At 31.6% G+C, this 18,513-nt stretch carries 20 protein-coding genes; 19 read left to right on the forward strand and 1 reads right to left on the reverse strand.

Annotated elements, in window-relative coordinates:
* The first annotated feature begins 68 nt into the window (after positions 1-68).
* The 8 genes from bsdE14_RS16430 (at position 69) to bsdE14_RS16465 (ending at position 8,789) form a co-directional block, all read left to right on the forward strand.
* The gene (locus bsdE14_RS16430; RefSeq protein ID WP_264851087.1) at positions 69-773 is read left to right on the forward strand and encodes an ABC transporter ATP-binding protein; all 705 of its coding nucleotides are present in this window, start codon (positions 69-71) and stop codon (positions 771-773) included.
* Complete coding sequence (locus tag bsdE14_RS16435; protein ID WP_264851088.1) at positions 773-3,742, forward strand: FtsX-like permease family protein; 2,970 nt, start codon at positions 773-775, stop codon at positions 3,740-3,742. Before bsdE14_RS16430 ends, bsdE14_RS16435 begins: the two co-directional genes overlap by 1 nt.
* Before the next feature lie 12 nt (positions 3,743-3,754).
* A complete protein-coding gene (locus tag bsdE14_RS16440) occupies positions 3,755-4,270 on the forward strand; it encodes a hypothetical protein (RefSeq protein WP_264851089.1) in 516 nt (171 codons plus the stop codon).
* Positions 4,271-4,283: 13 nt separating this feature from the next.
* Positions 4,284-4,967, forward strand: a complete 684-nt coding sequence (locus bsdE14_RS16445) for a response regulator transcription factor (protein ID WP_264851090.1) — start codon at positions 4,284-4,286, stop codon at positions 4,965-4,967.
* A gap of 83 nt (positions 4,968-5,050) precedes the next feature.
* On the forward strand, positions 5,051-6,262 hold the full coding sequence (locus bsdE14_RS16450; RefSeq protein ID WP_264851091.1) for a sensor histidine kinase: 1,212 nt from the start codon (positions 5,051-5,053) through the stop codon (positions 6,260-6,262).
* 232 nt (positions 6,263-6,494) lie between these two features.
* A complete protein-coding gene (locus bsdE14_RS16455) occupies positions 6,495-7,112 on the forward strand; it encodes a TetR/AcrR family transcriptional regulator (RefSeq protein WP_264851092.1) in 618 nt (205 codons plus the stop codon).
* Positions 7,109-7,999 (forward strand): ABC transporter ATP-binding protein, encoded by an 891-nt coding sequence (locus tag bsdE14_RS16460; protein WP_264851093.1) that lies wholly within the window; start codon positions 7,109-7,111, stop codon positions 7,997-7,999. The genes bsdE14_RS16455 and bsdE14_RS16460 overlap by 4 nt, the downstream gene beginning before the upstream one ends.
* Positions 7,992-8,789, forward strand: a complete 798-nt coding sequence (locus bsdE14_RS16465; RefSeq protein ID WP_264851094.1) for an ABC transporter permease subunit — start codon at positions 7,992-7,994, stop codon at positions 8,787-8,789. Before bsdE14_RS16460 ends, bsdE14_RS16465 begins: the two co-directional genes overlap by 8 nt.
* Positions 8,790-8,811: 22 nt before the next feature.
* Here the strand turns inward: bsdE14_RS16465 and bsdE14_RS16470 are convergent, their stop codons facing one another.
* Positions 8,812-9,669 carry an ABC transporter permease gene (locus bsdE14_RS16470; RefSeq protein ID WP_264851095.1) on the reverse strand — a complete coding sequence of 286 codons (858 nt, stop codon included), beginning with the start codon at positions 9,667-9,669 and terminating at the stop codon, positions 8,812-8,814.
* A 335-nt stretch (positions 9,670-10,004) separates the two neighbouring features.
* Between bsdE14_RS16470 and bsdE14_RS16475 the strand changes: the two genes are divergently transcribed.
* From bsdE14_RS16475 to bsdE14_RS16525, 11 genes are all read left to right on the forward strand, one after another.
* Positions 10,005-10,448, forward strand: coding sequence for a GNAT family N-acetyltransferase (locus bsdE14_RS16475; protein WP_264851096.1), 444 nt, complete (start codon positions 10,005-10,007; stop codon positions 10,446-10,448).
* Between the two features lie 103 nt (positions 10,449-10,551).
* Complete coding sequence (locus bsdE14_RS16480) at positions 10,552-11,292, forward strand: class I SAM-dependent methyltransferase (protein ID WP_264851097.1); 741 nt, start codon at positions 10,552-10,554, stop codon at positions 11,290-11,292.
* A 90-nt stretch (positions 11,293-11,382) separates the two neighbouring features.
* Positions 11,383-11,958 (forward strand): flavin reductase family protein, encoded by a 576-nt coding sequence (locus bsdE14_RS16485; protein ID WP_264851098.1) that lies wholly within the window; start codon positions 11,383-11,385, stop codon positions 11,956-11,958.
* A 124-nt stretch (positions 11,959-12,082) separates the two neighbouring features.
* Entirely contained in the window at positions 12,083-12,886 is an 804-nt protein-coding gene (locus bsdE14_RS16490; RefSeq protein WP_264851099.1) for a class I SAM-dependent methyltransferase, read from the forward strand.
* A gap of 205 nt (positions 12,887-13,091) precedes the next feature.
* A complete protein-coding gene (locus tag bsdE14_RS16495) occupies positions 13,092-13,547 on the forward strand; it encodes an AraC family transcriptional regulator (protein ID WP_264851100.1) in 456 nt (151 codons plus the stop codon).
* Between the two features lie 433 nt (positions 13,548-13,980).
* On the forward strand, positions 13,981-14,583 hold the full coding sequence (locus bsdE14_RS16500; protein WP_264851101.1) for a GNAT family N-acetyltransferase: 603 nt from the start codon (positions 13,981-13,983) through the stop codon (positions 14,581-14,583).
* A 105-nt stretch (positions 14,584-14,688) separates the two neighbouring features.
* The gene (locus bsdE14_RS16505) at positions 14,689-15,285 is read left to right on the forward strand and encodes a YdcF family protein (RefSeq protein WP_264851102.1); all 597 of its coding nucleotides are present in this window, start codon (positions 14,689-14,691) and stop codon (positions 15,283-15,285) included.
* Positions 15,286-15,669: 384 nt separating this feature from the next.
* Entirely contained in the window at positions 15,670-16,206 is a 537-nt protein-coding gene (locus bsdE14_RS16510) for a GNAT family N-acetyltransferase (protein WP_264851103.1), read from the forward strand.
* Positions 16,207-16,370: 164 nt separating this feature from the next.
* Positions 16,371-17,201 carry a class I SAM-dependent methyltransferase gene (locus tag bsdE14_RS16515; protein ID WP_264851104.1) on the forward strand — a complete coding sequence of 277 codons (831 nt, stop codon included), beginning with the start codon at positions 16,371-16,373 and terminating at the stop codon, positions 17,199-17,201.
* A 112-nt stretch (positions 17,202-17,313) separates the two neighbouring features.
* Complete coding sequence (locus bsdE14_RS16520; protein WP_264851105.1) at positions 17,314-17,793, forward strand: hypothetical protein; 480 nt, start codon at positions 17,314-17,316, stop codon at positions 17,791-17,793.
* Between the two features lie 132 nt (positions 17,794-17,925).
* Positions 17,926-18,414, forward strand: a complete 489-nt coding sequence (locus bsdE14_RS16525) for a GNAT family N-acetyltransferase (protein ID WP_264851106.1) — start codon at positions 17,926-17,928, stop codon at positions 18,412-18,414.
* The last annotated feature ends 99 nt before the right edge of the window (positions 18,415-18,513 follow it).

The raw sequence follows: 18,513 nt of genomic DNA on the forward strand, positions 1-18,513 counted from the left end.
TTACTTTTTAATTTTATTTATATATCATAAGGATAAACAAATTGAATTGAAAACACGGAGGTTAAGAGATGAAAAAGATAATTGATTTTAAAAATGTAACAAAAACCTATAAGGTAGGAGAGGTTGAAATAAATGCTCTAAGTGGTGTTGATTTTGATATTTATGAAGGAGAGTTTGTAGTAGTACTAGGGGCTTCTGGGGCAGGTAAAAGCACGATTTTAAATATTTTAGGAGGTATGGACAATGCTACTAGTGGCGAGATTATTGTGAATGGAGAATATATAAAAAATTATAATGATAAACAGCTCACTAAATATAGAAGAGATAACATAGGTTTTGTATTTCAGTTTTACAATCTCGTTTCTAACTTGACTGCCCTTGAAAATGTAGAATTTGCTGCAGAAGTATGCAAAAATCACCTTGATGCAAAAGAAATACTCTCTAGAGTTGGGCTTGAGGAGAGAGCAAAGAATTTTCCTACACAGCTTTCTGGAGGTGAACAGCAGCGTGTTGCTATTGCAAGAGCTATAGCTAAAAATCCTCTTCTGCTTCTATGCGACGAACCCACTGGAGCTTTAGATTATGTGACTGGAAAAAAGGTACTTCAGCTGCTGGAAGAAGTTAATAATGAATTTGACAAGACGGTAGTTTTGATAACACACAACTCTCTCATTGCTCCTATGGCAGATAAGGTCATTAGAGTTAAGAGCGGAAAAATAGAAAGTGTTACTTGTAACGAAAGAAAAGTAAGTATAAAGGAGCTTGAGTGGTAATGAAAAAGCTGATTGTAAGATTGCTCAGAGATATAAAAATGAGTCTCGGCCAATTTATTTCTATAGTATTAATTTTAGCTGTAGGTTCTATGATGTTCACTGGCATGTTTGGGGCCATAAAAGGTCTAAGCAGCTGGGTTGACAATTATTATACCGATCAAAACCTGGCAGATGGATGGTCCTATTTTAAAGGTATTTCACAAAGCGAAATAGATGACCTTTCCAAAGAAAATAAAGCTTCAACTTTGGAAGGTAGATATACCTTTGAAACTACCTACTCTATTGGCAGTAATGATACAACCTTGAGAATACACAGTCTTAGTAATATTAACAGACCCTATATAATTTCAGGTACTGTGCCTAAAAATGATTTTGAAATCATTATAGATGAAGGCTATAGCAAAGCTAACAAAATAGGTGTTGGCCAGGAATTAATCCTTCCTATAAATAGTAAGAGCTACAACTTTAAAGTAACTGGAATATGCGAAAGCCCAGAATATGCATATAAAATCAAGGACTCAGGCGGAGGTCCTGCAAGTAATAAGACCTTTGGAATTGCTTATTCAACTAAAAATACACTTTTGGAATTAAATAAAAATAGTGACACTTACATTTCATATAAGGATGAAATAGACACAAAATTCAAAGATGCAGAAAATAGCCTAAAGGATGCGAAAAATCAATTAAGTGACAAGGAAAATCAGTTGGCAGAAAATAAGAAAAAGGCAGATGAGAAATTTGCAGCTTCAAAAGCTAAGCTTTCAGATGCAAAGCAAAAGCTGGATGATGCAGAAGTACAACTTAAGGAGGAAACTACAAAATTCACCTCACAGACTGCAGATGCTCAAAAGCAATTGAATACTGCTAAACAAACTTTAGACGAGTCAAAAGCTAAATTGGATGCACAGTATGCTCAATATATGTTAATAAGAAGTACTCTCAGTGAAGCTCAAGCCTCAGCTAAAGACGCCGCCTTTGCAGATCAATATATGACTATCAATGGTAAATATGATGAGATCAATAACCAGCAGCAGCAGCTAAATTTAAAAGTGGGTGAAGGAAAAAAGGCCATTGCCGAAAAGCAAGCAGAACTTAACTCAAAATTAGCCGATTATAACAGCAATTTAAAGAAATTAACTCAAGAAGAAGCTAGTGCAAGAGCCGAATTTGCTAAAGCTGATGAAGAAATAAATAAGGCAAATCAGGAGTATGTAAATAAAGTTAATGAATATAACAGCAGTAAAAATGATGCCTACTCGGAGCTGGGGAAAATACCATCCTATTATCAGGAGGTTATGATTAAGTCTTCAGATATTGAAGCTGTTAGAAAAACATTTGAGAAGAATGATAAGTTTGTTAACTTGATTTCAAGAGAAGAAAATGTAAGCTATGTTATGCTGCAAAATGCTTTGGATCCAATAAAAACTGTTTCGAAAATATTCCCTGTAATCTTTTTTCTTGTGGCTGCCATCATTACATTGATATCTATGACAAAATCAGTGGAGAGTGATAGAACACAGATAGCTATGATGAAGGCTATAGGAATATCAAAAGGTAAAATTAGATTCAGCTATATACTCTACTGCTTTATAGCTTCACTTTTAGGTTCCATAGGTTTTGCTTATTTAGGTAATTTGATTATACCAAAAATCCTTTTGAGAACTCTTACAGCAAGATTTTCGCTGCCTAAGATTGGGGTGCCCTTCTACTTCCAATTGGCAATTGTTACATTGATTCTATCCTTTATTTTCAGTGGAACTGCAGCACTTATTGCAGTACAGAGAGTTCTTAGAGAAAGTCCTGCCCAGGGTATGAGACCAAGACAACCTAAAAAGTCCAAGACCATATTAATAGAAAGATTTAACTTCCTTTGGAAAAGATTATCATATTCTTCAAAGTTGATTTTAAGAAACATTTTCCTCGGAAAAGTTAGAATTATTTTAAGTTCTGTTGGTATAGTTGGAAGCATGATGCTCCTTATTACAGGACTTTCTCTTAACAGCTCGGTTACAAAGGTTATTGATACTTCCGTAAGCAGCATAGGTTATAATCTGTCTGTAAAATACAAGGATCCTATAGAGGATAAAACTAAACTAAATTTTCAGTATCCTGTTAAGACGACAGAATTAACTAAGAGCATAAAAGGCACTCTTAAGCTGAGCAGCGATGTAGATACCACTGTTCAGCTGGTGGAAGAGAATTCAAGTCTTATTAATCTTTATGATAACAAAGACAATAGAATAGGTATTAAAGAAAATAGTGTAATTATACCTAAAAGCATAGCTGATAAATATAGCCTTAATATAGGTGACAAGCTATCTTTTGAAGCAAATGGTGAAAAGTATGCTATGACTATATCTGATATATCGGTGCAATATATTGGTAAAAGCATATATGTATCATATTCAAATGCAAAAAACATTGGATTTGATACAAACTCCAGCTCTCTTCTGGTTTCTACAGATAATGCGGAAAAATTGTCAGAGGATCTTTCAAAGGATGATACTGTAAGGAGCGTAGATACCAAAGATAATATAATAAAGAAGAGCAAAGAGACTATAAATATGCTAAACACATTAATCTTTATTATAATAGCTGCAGCAGGCGTTTTAGCAGTAACTGTCATATACAATATTACATCTATAAATATATTTGAACGTACAAGAGAGCTGGCTACCTTAATGGTGCTTGGATATTATAAAAACGAATCAGGAAAGCTTGTATTTATTGAAAATCTTGTACTGGCGGCCATTGGTTGCCTTGGTGGAATACCACTTGGTGTAATTCTTTTTAAAAACATTATAAATATAATAGCCACTAATGATTTAGCTTTACCTAAAACAATTAATCCAATTATGGTTAGTGCAGCTGTACTGCTTACCTTTGTATTTACCATGTCAGCAAACCTACTTTCAAAAGGCAAAATTAAAAAAATTGTCATGGTTGAAGCCTTAAAAGGCGTGGAATAGAGGAGGAGCAAAATGAAAAAAAGATATGTAATTATTTTTTCTACTATAATTATTGTAGGTGTTGGATGCTATTTTATAGCATCTGGCACACTCCATAAAAATCACACATCAGTGACTGAAAATAGTATAGAAAATAAACAATATGATAAGGTAAGCGAAATTTGCAGTGCATATACCGAAATAAGTAATTTGTTATCTAAATCCTCCAAGGGTTCTGAAAATAATATGGCCAAATTTCTTGGACTTTCAGACATTCTTAACAGCATTGCAGATGAAGCCTCCACTGCAATATCAAAGTCAGAGGATATTACAGTATTGATAAAAAACTGCAAGGATGAAGGTAAATTGGAGATATACAATAAAGATATACAAAGCTTTAAGGATAATTTTGCACGGAAAAGTGATATAATAAAAAATGCGAAACAGGATAGGAACGTGGACAATTTAACGCAAGCACTAAAGGATATGCTGCAGCTGGTTAATGAATATAATTCCTATCTCGATAAAGTACTTGATGAAATGAAATGAAATGAGGGATTTTATGAGTAAAGTTCTGATAGCGGATGACGAGATAAGTATTGCAACATTAATTTCCGACTCCCTTGAGGATGAAGGAATAGAAACGATTATTGTAGGAAACGGCCGTGAAGTGCTTTTACAAATTGAAAAAGAAAGCTTTGACCTTATAATACTGGATATCATGATGCCTGAGATGGATGGAATTGAGGTCTGCAGAAGAATCCGTGATATTGTTACCTGTCCCATAATATTCGTAACTGCTAAAAATCGCACACTAGATACCCTTGTGGGTCTTGAAATCGGGGCTGATGATTACATCGTTAAACCTTTTGTGGTGGAAGAACTGGTAGCCAAGGTGAAGGCTCATATAAGACGTGATAAAAGAAAAATGAAGGATAAGGCTTTGATAACTGTAGGTGAATTAAAAATCTTTCCTGAAAACTATGAAGTGTATAAAAAAGATAAAAGGATTGATCTCACTACAAGAGAGTTTCAGCTGCTCATGTATTTTTGCAGCAATATAGGTAAAGTCCTCACCCGTGAGCAGATTTTTGATGCAGTTTGGGGCAGTGATTATTCAGATATCGGTACGGTTACAGTAACTCTGAAAAACCTCAGGGATAAGATTGATAAGGAAAATGAGTATCTGAAAACTGTATGGGGTGTGGGTTATAAATTTATAAAGCCTTATGGTGATAATCTATGAGTATAAAATGGAAGATGCCCCTAATTATATTGGCTGCCTTCATTTTTAATATTACTATACTTAGTATATTTTACAGGTTTTATTTGTCAGATAAAGTCAACCAAAGATTAATGCAGGCTCAGCATAATGTTGAGGAAATTGCTCTAAAAACTGCTGAAGAATCAAACAATAAAAGTTTGAAGTATGCTCTTGAGAAAATTAATAATATAGCCTCTCAGAAAAATGTGGCTATTAGTCTAAAAAAAATAGGCACAGATGAAGAATATACCATTAAAACAAGTAAAAATAATTCTGAGACTTTCTCTGCTTCTCGGGAGATTCGCCTCGATAATGGCTTTTATATGCTTACGGTAAAGAGGCTAATGAATGTCCCTAACTTAGGAAATTCTGATATAGTAAAAGATATTTTATATTTTGAATTTGTTATTCTATTTATTATGCTGCTTATACTAGGCTTGGTACTATATTTAAGCTATACAAAACCACTAGTAAAGCTGAGCAGTGAAATAAAGCAGTATGGAACTGAAAAAACTTTTAAAACAGAATGGGCAAGACGTGATGAGCTTGGCCAGCTTCAGAATACCTTTTATAAGCTTATGAATAATCTGAATGAAGAAAAGAAAATTCAGGATAGAATCATAGCTTCTATATCCCATGATATTAAAACTCCTTTGACTTCAGTACTGGGATATTCGGAAAACCTCTTAAAGAAAGAGCTGCCTCCGGAGCGAAAGAAAAAATATATAAATACTATTTACAATCAGGCTAAGGATATTGAAGGAATTGTAGAAGAATTTGATAATTATATTTCTAATAAGCTGGATTCGCAGCTTCACCAGCTGAAATATTCTGTGAAATATATTTGTGATATGCTGAAGGATGAGTATTCACAGTATTTAGCAGAAAGAAATATGACTTTTGAACTTGTGAATAATTGCCATTTGAACTGCAGCATTTCTATGGACTTGAGTAAAGTAAGAAGAGTCTTTGCAAATGTCATCGGCAATTCCATAAGACATGCTAATACTGAAAAACTCAATATCACTATAACAGTATGGGAGAAAGCAAGTGAAATCTTTTATAAAATCAGTGATAACGGTTATGGGGTTAAGGAAGATGAACTCCAACATATATTTGAACCTTTTTATACTACAGATAAAAGCAGAAGGGTTTCCGGATTAGGGCTGTCCATATGTAAGGATATCATAGAAGCCCATGGTGGAAAGATAACTGCTGAGAATAACAGTATCGGAGGCTTTTCAATCATTTTTAGTATGCCCGAATTAAAACTTTAGCAAAACTCTAAAAAGTAGGTTATACCATGGTAGATGAAAATACTGAGAATTCTATTAAAGCAGCAATATTTCAGAAAAAATTAGTAATATAATGAAAAAATTAGAGTTACCACTTTGGTAGCTCTTTTTTGCAGTGAAGTTCATAAAATTTTACTTATAGTATGTCTTCTCAAAATCGGTCAATGGAGATAGAATGATATTAACCGATTCGGTCAATGATAGGAGGAATAACTTGAACGATAAATTTTATAATCTACCTATAGATAAACAGAATGCAATTATAAATGCCGGGTATAGAGTGTTTTCTGAAAATAGCTATAAACAATCTCCTATGTCAGAAATAGCAAAGGAAGCATGTATATCAAAATCTCTACTATTTTATTACTTTAAGAATAAAAAAGAGCTGTATTTGTTTTTATATAACTATGTATTTATTCTAGTGAATAAAATAGCTGAAGAGGAAATTAATCCTTCCGAAACTGATTTTTATGAGCTTATGCTGCAGTCCTCAAAGTATCAACGCAAGTTATTGAAGCAGCATATGTATGCCTACCGTTTTATAATGAAGACCTTTTACGAAGATGAAGAAGTAGCAAGAGAATTGATTGGAAAGAATATTTCAGTCACAGATAATAGTATTAATCTTCTACTTGGACGGATTGATAGAAGTAAATTCAAGGAAGGAACAGACATAACACAGCTAGTTAGTATAATTGGTTGGTGTGCTGAAGGATTTTGGAAGGAGAAGTTCTGTAATCCTAACGTAGATATGGATGAAATTGATTCAGGATTTAAAAAAATCATAGACTTTTTCAGAAAGAGTACTTATAAGGAGGAATATTTACCGTGAATGTTATTGAGATAAAGCAACTAACTAAAGATTACGGAAATAAAAAAGGGGTATTTGACCTAAACCTTTCAGTAAAAAAAGGTGAGGTGTTTGGATTTTTAGGGCCAAATGGTGCCGGAAAGACTACTACCATAAGACATCTTATGGGCTTTATTCATCCTGCAAAGGGAAAGTGCTTTGTAAATGGCATGGACTGTAGCTCTCAAAGCGATATGATTCAAAAGAGCCTAGGATATCTGCCAGGTGAAATTGCTTTTATGGATGATATGAGTGGAATTCAGTTTATTAAATTCATTGCAGAAATGAAAGGTATAAAGGATTTTGGCCGAGCTCAGGAACTAATAGATATGTTTGAATTAGATCCAAATGGAAGAATCAAAAAAATGTCCAAGGGTATGAAGCAGAAAATTGGAATTGTATGTGCTTTTATGCAAAATCCAGATATATTAATTCTTGATGAGCCTACAAGTGGACTAGATCCCTTGATGCAAAATAAATTCATTGAGCTTATATTATCAGAAAAGTCAAAGGGTAAGACCATCTTTATGTCATCACATATTTTTGATGAGATTGAACGAACCTGTGACCGTACAGCAATTATAAAGGAAGGTCATTTGGTGGCAATTGAAGATATGAAGACACTAACACAATCAAAGAGTAAATCTTATGTTATTTCATTTTTGACAAAGGAAATGGCTATGGATTTTATGAAAGAGGGCTTTAAAGTAAGAGACAGCAAAGGAAATCAGGTGACAGTATTTGTTAAGGGGAACATTAATCCTCTAATACACGCTTTAGATAAATATGAAGTAACCAGTCTTGATATTAAGACTCAGAGCCTGGAGGAATTATTTATGCATTATTATGGAGGTGATAAGAATGTTTAGTTTCACATTATTTAAAAGAGAAATGAAGGCAAATTATAAGCTGCTGACAATTTTTATATATATACTAACCATATATATTTTAAGTATAGTATGGATGTTCAATCCTGACAGTACTAATGCCTTTGATGAAGTAATCAAATCTATGCCAGGATTAATGAAGGCTTTTGGCTTTTCTATGAGTGGAAATTCTCTTCTTGGTTTTATAGCTACGGATTTATATGGTATGTTAGTTCTAATGTTTCCAATGATCTTTTCCATAATCCTTGGAAACAAGCTTGTGGCAGGTTACGTGGACCGCGGTTCTATGGCTTACCTTTTAGCTACACCAAATAAAAGAGTAAAGCTTGCTTTGACACAGGCCTTAAGTATGTGGGTAAATATGGCCATACTGATAGCTTATACTACTGTGGCAATAATAATTTTCTCAGCAATAATGCACCCTGGAAAACTTGAAATAGGGAAGTTTATTCTTATGAATGTGGTTGTATATTTTCTTCACATTGCTATAAGTGGGATATGCTTTTTTGCTTCCTGTATTAGTAATGATACTAAGCGTTCCTTCACCATTGGTGCAGGGATTCCTATTATTTTCTTCCTAATACAGATGCTTGCAAACCTAGGGGGCAAGCTGGAAAATCTAAAGTACTTCACAATATTTACTCTTTTTAATACAAGCGATATTATTGCAGGCAAGAGTGTAGCTTTACCTATATTGCTCTTAGCAGCAATAGCAATTGCATTATACAGTACTGCAATATTTATCTTTTCAAAAAGAGACTTGCCGGTATAAGGAGTAGTTCTAAGCTGTTTTATTAGACTGTTAAGAACTTATTTACAACTAAAATGCTTCCTAAAGAACTCAAGATTATTCCAATAAGTATAAAGCTCCAAGACATAGTTGTGAATATAAAAGATGGACTTACAAAACTAATGAGATTAGTTTCTAGAAAAGAAGCTACTTTACTGAATATAAAACTATATAAGTAATAAAGGGCTATTACTGCGGACACCGCTCCTAAAAAACCAAGTATAATTCCTTCAAAAATAAAGGACCATCTAATAAACCCATTTGTTGCACCAAGATATTGCATTATACTAATTTCATTAAGTCTTGGATATAATGCAAGTTTTATTGTATTTTTGATAATAAAAAATGATGCTGCAATAAGTATAAGAAAAAGTATTGCCCCTATCCATTGAATAGCTCTAGTTATTGCAAAAATTTTTTTTGGAATATTTTTACCGCTGCTAATTTTATTTATACCTTGTAATCCGTTAAGTAGTGAAATAACTTTAGGTATATCATCTGGTTCATTCACTTTAATTATATATGCTGCAGACATGGGTGCATTATTTTCTAAAGTAATATCTGTTATGTAATTTACTGCTTTTATTTTATTGTATATATTTTGATAGTCTGTAACTTCTATATCAGCTTTTAAATCTACTCTTATTTCAAACTCAGTGTAAATACCCATAATCCCCATCCTAAGATTTAAAATGAATAGAAGAAACATTCCTAAAATAAACAACGCTGACATAATTGCAGCAGTGGAGGCAATGCTAGTAGTAGCATTGCTTCTAAGATTTTTTGAAGAATCTTTTAAAAATAAATTTATGGTACTAAGCTTCATAATTTCAATTATCCTTTCGCCATATCTTGTACACATTTCATTTTTGATATTGAAATTTATACTAGTAATTACTACAATGACATTTTTAAATATCTTAATAACAGCATTAAATTTAATAAAATACTTTCACATTTATATTTCCTGTTTTTATTTGTTAATTATAGCATAGTGAACCATATTTAAAAACATTATCAAAAAGGCTGATGCTTTCGCAACGAAGTAATGTTTTAACGTACAATTGGTTTGAGCTTTAGTATATATTAATAAAGATAGCAAAGTAATTGTTCTAGTATAAACACATTGTATAGGATATTTATAGTATTACATAATGTGGTATAATTGTTATAGTTTGTAGCTAGGGAGGGTTTATTATGTGTGAGTATTTTGATATTACATATAATGAAGTTAGTATTATTAAGGATCTTTGGGAAAAAAACAGACAATATCATGAAGAAAGTTCAGAGTATTTTGGACATCTATATCGTTCAATTAAATTTGATGATAGAATTAAGGCTTTTGCTGGATTTAATGGAGATACTTTAAAAATAACTGTTGCAAAAGAAAATGATGAATATGTTGGCTATTGTATTTCAACTATTGTAGAAGATAAAGGTGAACTCCAGTCAATTCATGTAAGTGCGCAAAAAAGAGGAAAAGGAATTGGCAAGGAACTTGCAAAAAAGCACCTTAACTGGATGAAAGAACAAAATTGCAAAGTTATTGGTGTTACAGTATCACAAGAGAATGAAAATACAATATTTTTTTATAAATCATTAGGTTTTTATCCTAATACTCTTTATATGCAGCAACTCTAAAGAGAAGGTTTAAAGAAAAAAGATGAAAATTTTTAGTCAGTAACAATGTATTAGTAGCAAAGGATGCAAGATAACTCAATAAATAGTAATTTGGAGGTGCAAAATGAAACAAGATAGTTCAACAGAATGCTGGAATCAAGTTGATATAGATGATTTAGCCACAAAAGCTCAAATGAATGATTTCCGACTATATTATATAATGCCATATACTTTAGAAAAATTAGGAGATGTATACGGTAAACAAGTTCTTGATTTGGGTTGTGGTGAAGGGGGATATGCAAGAGCTTTATCCAAACAAGGAGCAGTTGTTACCGCTGTAGATTGTTCTGAAACTTTTATAACTTATGTTAAAAATAAGTCTAGAGAAGAAAGCTTGAACATTAACACATTATGTAGAAATGCTAATGAATTAACAGGAATCATTGAGAACACTTTTGATGTTGTGCTTTGCTCCATGATGTTAATGGATGTTGAAGATCTTGATGGAACACTAAAAGAGATATATCGGGTTATAAAACCTAATGGAAGGGTTTTTATATCTATATTGCATCCATGTTTTAAGCCAAAAGAAAGTAAATGGATACTGGAAGATGATAAAATAGAGGTTTTGGTTAGCGATTATTTTAATCCAACAGAATGGGTTGGATTGATTAAAGGTATTGATACTTCCATAGTATATAGGCATAGAACTCTATCAGAGTATATCAAAGCTTTCGTAAGAAATAAGTTTACAGTAGTGGATATGAATGAGCCAATTCCATCAGAAGAACAGATGGATATGTCATCAAGAATTAAATGGTTATCGAAAATACCAATGTATTTGTTTATGGAATTAGAAAAGTAAATTTCAATTTGTAGAGATGAAAAATTGCTCTAAGCCACATTTTTTTATTATATTTTGTGCCTTGAGCAAGCGAAAGGAATAGATATAATTATGAAAAAAATTGATATAAAGCCTCAAAGAATGTTTTGTCCTCAACCTATGTATGTAATTGGAACATATAATGAAGATGGACAACCTAATTTCAGTGTAATTACAAGGATAGGCTTTGCATGGGATGGAAGTCCCCATATTATGCTTAGTATGGATGGAACGAAAAAAACAAAAGAAAATATTCAAAGAACAGGGGTGTTTGCTGCAAATCTTGTTAGTACAGATATGTTATTGTTAGCAGATTATTTTGGAAGAACACATGGGTCTAATGGAATAAAAAACGAAGTTGATTTTCAGTTTACTAATGGAAATGTTCTAAATGTACCAGTGCTTGATAGCAGCAAGTGGGTATTTGAATGTGAAGTGAGTAAGACTATTGAATTAGTGGATAGTCATATATTTATTAGCAAGATTAATAATATCCTAGTTGCAGAGCAATTTAAGGATATGGATATGCACATGATTGATTTATCACAACTAGACCCTGTACTCTATGCACCATTTAATTATTATAGTTTAGGTGAAAAACTTGGGAATTGTGGTGACTGGGAAAAACATATTTCTAAGTTAGATTGATATTTATATATTCTATTTTAAGGTAAGGACAGTTAGTCCATAAGGAGAATGCAATGAGAGAGGTTTATATTGATAAAGATGGGGTTAAGGCAAGAATCCATCACTAGGGAAATGGGGAGAAAATATGGGGAATCAAATTGATAATCATGATTTTGTTAAAGAGCAGTATAAAAACGATGACAACCTAAATGCAAGAATTAACTTGCATAGTTTTAATATCAATAAAATTGATTGGAACACTTGGTTTTTTGAAAAAATGAATATACCAGAGAATAGTAGCATTTTAGAATTAGGTTGTGGTAACGGATTATTGTGGAAGAAAAATGAACAAGCAATAAAAGAAACTTTGAATATAACCTTATCCGATTTTTCTGAAGGGATGCTTCAAAGTGCAAAACAAAACTTAAAAAATGAAAAGATAAAATATCAAGTTATCGATATACAAGACATCCCTTATGAAAATGAAAGTTTTGATATTATTATAGCAAGACATATGTTGTATCATGTTCCAGATATTGATAAAGCACTTTCTGAAGTTAAAAGAGTGCTAAAGCGGGGTGGAAAATTTTATGTTTCTACTAATGGTAAGGAACATATGCAGGAATTAGAAAGGTTGGTAAAAGACTATGATAAAAACATAGAGTATGACCTTCAAAAATTCCCTAATAAATTTGGTATTGAAAATGGAGAAAAATTCTTAAAAAAGTACTTTAGCAAGGTCCTCTTGGAAGAATTCAATGGTCAAATTGTAGTTGATAAACTAGAACCTGTGGTGTCGTATATAATGTCCTCTACAAATTTCCGAAGAAAGATGCTTGATGAACATAAATTAGATAACTTTTATAAATATATAGAAACAGAGATTAATAAAGTAGGAGCATTTAGAATAAACACAAAGGCAGGTATGTTTATTGCATCAAGCCCATAATATAAATACTTCCTATAATTATTCTTATATATATTTTTGGTCGAAAACGTAACATTGCTAAGTAAATGATATGCTTTGTAAAAAATGCGATAAAACTCAATAAATAGTAATTTGGTAATTTTAAAAAATAAGTTGAAATACATTTTAAAGCGTTATATGATGAATTCAGGCATCGATGTACTTTATTTGAAAAAGAAGGTAAGTTATGGATATTAATATTGAAATGATACCAGCATATGAAATTGCTTATATACGAAGAATAGGGCCCTACGGTTCAGAAAATGTGCAAATAATGGAACAATTAAAAAGTTGGGCTAGAGAAAAAAACTTATTGGATGGAAATTCAATCATCTTAGGAATAGCCCAAGATAATCCTCAGTTCACAGAACCTAAAGATTGTCGTTATGATACATGTTTAGTTGTTTCGGATGAATTTAAGGCTGATAATCAGTATATTAATTTTGGAAAAATTATTGGTGGAAAGTATTGCGTATTTAAAATAAGCCATACTATACATGCTATGCAAAAAGCATGGATGGAGATATTTCCGGAGTTATCAAAAAGAAATTACGAATTTGATGATAAAAGACCTATCATTGAACGCTATGCAATACAGATGATAAATAATCATTACTGTGAAATTTGTGTACCAATATTATAAAAGATTATTAAGACTAATTCCAATTTGCAAAATTGAAAGAATTAATTTATAGATACATTTTATTTTCTAAAAATAAATACACATTTTTATAGATCACTAAATAGAAAAGCATATGGGGAAAGGGGGAATCCTCATATGCTTACTATTTTATATATCATATTAAAAGGGGGAACTTTTAATTTATATATGTACTAGAAGTTTGTTTTCCTTCTATGTTTTAAATTATACATACTGATTATTGCAAAAGTATCAAGGTTTTGTGTGAAATTAATGTGATTCTAAACCATATGCTTTGTGATAACTTAATAAATGAATTGTAGGAAGAAATATACATTATATAGTATAATTACCTTAAGATATGTTGAATTAGAGCTGTAGTTAATTGTGAAGGATAAAAAGGTTAATTTAAAAGTGGGTTTAGTATGGAGGATATATGGAATATTTATTTCAAAATGGTGATATAGGAATTCGTAAAATGGAAGACAATATCACGGATTATAAGCTTATTGCAAAGTGGCTTTCCACTGAAGAATTACTTGATTATTATGAAGGTCGTAGTAATTCATTTGATTTAGAGAAGGTAATTAAAAAATTTGCACCTCGTGCTAAAGAGGAAGAAGCAGTTGTACCATGTATAATAGAACATAATCAAAAGGCTATTGGATACATTCAATATTTTATTATAGAACCCGGTGGATATGATGTTGGAGATTCCATTAATATGAAAAGCTATAGATTACCATATGGGATGGATTTATTTATTGGTGAAACTGATAATTGGAATAAAGGGATTGGAACTATGATAGTAAGGTCATTGATTTCATATTTATTTAATAACAAAAATGCGGACATTATTTTTATTGATCCACAAACATGGAACAAGCGTGCAATAAGGTGTTATGAAAAAAGTGGATTTATTCCGATGATAGTTATAAAGAATAGAGAAATGCATGACGGAGAATATAGGGACAGTTTTATAATGTCAGTTTCTTATGAAGAATGGAAAACAAATAATGAGCATATCCCATATTTATAGCTAATTCAGAATATTTTTATATAATGTCACATTGGTAAAAAAATGCGAAACATAGTTTTATGTTAGTGAGAGTAGTAATAGATAAACGCAGGGGGGATGTACTAAATGATGGTATTATATATTTTATGTTTAATACTAATATTCTTTACCATTGAGTATTCTGTACTTTGTAGCAGTTATAAAAAGGCAGCCCATAATAATGGACAAAAAAGAGATGTGATTATTGCACTTGGTTATCCAGCGAAAAAAGATGGAAGTATGTCACCAATTTTGCGGGAACGAATAAAAAAAGCAGCAAAACTATATCACGAAGGAATTGCTGGGGTAATTATTTGCACTGGTGCGGCTGTTGCTAACAACTATGTTGAGGCGGATGTTATGGCACAAGCATTGATAGAATTAGGAGTTCCAGATTGCAGTATAATTCGTGAAAAATTTGCAACGGGTACATACGAAAATTTAGTAAATTCAAAGAAAATTATGCAGGATAGAGGACTAAAAACGGCAGTTATTGTTTCCTCACCATGGCATTTAAGAAAAGCCAGTTCGTATGCGTATAAGATTGAAATTGACCATTTGGTGGAAAACTCTAAATTTCCACATGAATACCTAATAATAGGGGTAGGATTAATATACTTTTATTTATATACGCAGATGTTCGTTAACCTTTTGCGTAATCAAAAAGGTAAACAAAAAAGCTAAGTTGTCATTTTCTTAATGGTGAAACTATGCTTATATAACGTTTAAATAGTAATATTATTAACACTGTATCTGATAAAATATATTGATAGAAATCTTTTGTTTTAAAACAAGTTATGGAGGTGAAATATGTTTCCATTGGAGGCGCAATCTTTACATGAAATAGCGGTTACTCTAAAAGTTGGGTTTAGTTTCATATGTATTTTGCTTTTTTTAATTTTCATTAGATTATGTAAAAACGAAAAAAATAAATAAACGTGCTGAACTAGCTGCATACAATTTTTTCTTGTGTCGCATGAGTAAATCGGTGCACCATATGAAAGATGTAAGAAGACCAGTAAATATTAATTTATAGAGTGAGTTTCACGGATAAAGGAGAAGGTAAAAATGAAAGTGGAGACAAACGATTTGATTATCCGCAATTTTGAGTTAAGCGACGAAAATGATTTATGTGAATATATGCTGCAGCGTGTTAATGCTGAATTTGAGGCATATCCAGATTTCACTTGTCAAAAGGTGAAAAAAGAGATTGAGTATAGAGCACAAAGCGATGAATTCTATGCAATCGAGTTAAAAAAGGAGCATAAGGTTATTGGAAATATTTATCTAGGAAAGAGGAACTTTAATACAAGAGAACTTGGGTATGTATTGAACGAGAAATATCAGCATAAGGGCTATGGAAGTGATGCCAGCAAAGCGGCGATAGAATATATGTTTAATCAAGGTGTCCATCGAATTTATGCAGAATGCGCTCCTCAAAACACACCTTCATGGAAGCTAATGGAGAAGATTGGGATGATACGAGAAGCACATTTTAAAAAAAATGTTTCTCTTCATCAAGATGAAAATGGATACCCTATATATTGGGATACCTATGTATATGCAATATTAAACCCATATCAGGATGCTCATTCTAACCAGTAGGTTCCAATTTATTATTGGGACTAGCATATTCTTTACTTCACAATTTTCTTATATAATTTAATAATCAAAAAATAATTAATCAAATATCTCAAATAGCTTACAACCAAAACTGGATAAAGACAGTGAGTTTTAAAGTAAGTAAATTTTTATAAGGAGATACGATTATGTTTAATGAACTTAAAAAATATACAACCAAACCTAAATTATATGCTCCAAGCACGAATAAATTTTGGGATGATGAACATATATCTAAAGGTATGTTAGAAGCGCATCTAAATCCAAATTGGGATGCGGCAACTCGAAAGCCTGGATTTCTAGATAAATCAGTAAATTGGATTTCGAAAATTGCACCATCATCTCAATATAAGCTTTTACTTGATTTAGGTTGTGGCCCTGGATTATATGCTGAGCGGTTTAATAGTTATGGATATTCTGTTACAGGAGTGGATTTTTCTAAACGCTCTATTGAGTATGCAAAAGAACAAACGTTACTTAATAAAAGCAATATAGTGTACTATTACCAAAACTACTTGACAATTGATTATATAGAACAGTTCGATGTAGTAACATTGATATATTGTGATTATGCAGCATTATCTATTACGGATAGGCTAATTTTATTGAAAAAAGTGTATCAAGCATTAAAGCCAAACGGTAAATTTATCTTTGATGTATTTACACCTCTTATGAGAAAAGATGAAAGTTGTTCATGGCAATACAATGAAAAGGGTGGATTTTTTAGCGAAAAGCCACATATTTGTTTAGAATCCGTTTATCAATATGATGATGAAGATAATACAGAATTAAGGCAGGTTATTGTGATAACCGAAGAAACTGTAAATTGCTATAATATATGGGATCATTTTTTTACTAAGGAAGCACTGTTATCTGAAATTCAAATTGCAGGTTTCAATACATTTGAATTTTATGGTGATATTGCGGGAAAAGAATTTTCAGATTCAGGAGAAACAATTTGCGGTGTTTTTACAAAGTAGAAGCTTCGAATAGTATAAGCAAAATCCGCACTTGAGTTATGACTCATTCTTATTTTAGAACGACCAATTAGTAAAGCATTGTGTATTTTAAATTATTGGGGGTAAGTTTTTTATGAGATTTAAAAAGTATATATCAATTATTTTGATTTCTGTTTTCATTTGCTCATTATCTGGATGTAGTGATAAAAATAAACAAGCATCTATTAATACTGATGTTAATAAAAATATTGAGGTTACTATAAGCTCTGAAATTAATGAATATAGTCCCTTAATGTCATCTGTACCAGGTATACCTCTCAATATAAAATTTAAAGAAAACACAACAGGTGAAAATATGAAATTTCATTGGATTACTGAACAAGGAACTTTTTTGAATTGGCAGCAGGATAATGGCAAAATCAGTGTTTTAGGCAAAGATATTAAAATCAATGATAAAAAGATATATTGGTCAATAGATCCAAAAGAAAAAATAAATAAATCTTCGTTTAAAATATACCTTAAAGTAGAAAATAAGGATGCTTCAAAGGTAATCTATGAAACAAGTATTGAAGTACTGCAAAATAAAGAAGGCACTTTTTCTATAAAGAAGTAATTGAGACTATTCCTTGATTCCATAAATCATCTATAGAATGTGGACTAACTTGTATTTTTACTGTAAAATGAGACTTTACTATATTGTATTATAAGTTTAGATAATAAAATAATCTCAGTGAGGAGAAAAAAGTTGGATAATTATTTGATTAGAGAACTTAAAAATAATGAAGCATATATTTTGGAAGATATGTTATATGAGGCTATATTTCAACCTGATAAGTCGAATCCTATATCAAGGGATGTTATAAATCAGCCTAACTTAAGAGTTTATATTGACAACTGGGGGCAGCTTGATGATTTGTGTATTGTTTCAGAAGTTAATGGTAAAATAGTTGGTGCTGTTTGGACAAGGATTTTTAACGGAGAAATAAAGGGCTATGGGACTATTGGTAATGAAACACCTGAACTTTCTATAGCTCTGTATAAAGAGAATAGAAACAAGGGTATTGGGCGTGAATTAATGAAAAGCATATTAAAAAAACTCAAGGAACATGGCTACCCTAAGGTATCATTAAGTGTTTCAAAAAATAATTATGCTTTTAGGTTGTACCAAGATTTGGGGTTTGAGGTAATTCAGGAGCGAGAAGATGATTATTTAATGATGTGCAAATTAGATTAAGACAAAGATTATAAGTATACTCAAAATAAATGTCCTAAACAAGGATATTAATATTTAACGAAAAAACACCGCAAAATTCCATATAATGCGGTGTTTAAG

The organism is Clostridium omnivorum, assembly GCF_026012015.1.
Taxonomy (GTDB): domain Bacteria; phylum Bacillota; class Clostridia; order Clostridiales; family Clostridiaceae; genus Clostridium_AX; species Clostridium_AX omnivorum.

Bases quoted from the DNA above. Each gene is read 5' to 3' on its own strand.
- bsdE14_RS16430 (WP_264851087.1), top strand. From the start codon at position 69: ATGAAAAAGATAATTGATTTTAAAAATGTAACAAAAACCTATAAGGTA.
- bsdE14_RS16435 (WP_264851088.1), top strand. From the start codon at position 773: ATGAAAAAGCTGATTGTAAGATTGCTCAGAGATATAAAAATGAGTCTC.
- bsdE14_RS16440 (WP_264851089.1), top strand. From the start codon at position 3,755: ATGAAAAAAAGATATGTAATTATTTTTTCTACTATAATTATTGTAGGT.
- bsdE14_RS16445 (WP_264851090.1), top strand. From the start codon at position 4,284: ATGAGTAAAGTTCTGATAGCGGATGACGAGATAAGTATTGCAACATTA.
- bsdE14_RS16465 (WP_264851094.1), top strand. From the start codon at position 7,992: ATGTTTAGTTTCACATTATTTAAAAGAGAAATGAAGGCAAATTATAAG.
- bsdE14_RS16470 (WP_264851095.1), bottom strand. From the start codon at position 9,669: ATGTGTACAAGATATGGCGAAAGGATAATTGAAATTATGAAGCTTAGT.
- bsdE14_RS16475 (WP_264851096.1), top strand. From the start codon at position 10,005: ATGTGTGAGTATTTTGATATTACATATAATGAAGTTAGTATTATTAAG.
- bsdE14_RS16480 (WP_264851097.1), top strand. From the start codon at position 10,552: ATGAAACAAGATAGTTCAACAGAATGCTGGAATCAAGTTGATATAGAT.
- bsdE14_RS16485 (WP_264851098.1), top strand. From the start codon at position 11,383: ATGAAAAAAATTGATATAAAGCCTCAAAGAATGTTTTGTCCTCAACCT.
- bsdE14_RS16490 (WP_264851099.1), top strand. From the start codon at position 12,083: ATGGGGAATCAAATTGATAATCATGATTTTGTTAAAGAGCAGTATAAA.
- bsdE14_RS16495 (WP_264851100.1), top strand. From the start codon at position 13,092: ATGGATATTAATATTGAAATGATACCAGCATATGAAATTGCTTATATA.
- bsdE14_RS16500 (WP_264851101.1), top strand. From the start codon at position 13,981: ATGGAATATTTATTTCAAAATGGTGATATAGGAATTCGTAAAATGGAA.
- bsdE14_RS16505 (WP_264851102.1), top strand. From the start codon at position 14,689: ATGATGGTATTATATATTTTATGTTTAATACTAATATTCTTTACCATT.
- bsdE14_RS16510 (WP_264851103.1), top strand. From the start codon at position 15,670: ATGAAAGTGGAGACAAACGATTTGATTATCCGCAATTTTGAGTTAAGC.
- bsdE14_RS16515 (WP_264851104.1), top strand. From the start codon at position 16,371: ATGTTTAATGAACTTAAAAAATATACAACCAAACCTAAATTATATGCT.
- bsdE14_RS16520 (WP_264851105.1), top strand. From the start codon at position 17,314: ATGAGATTTAAAAAGTATATATCAATTATTTTGATTTCTGTTTTCATT.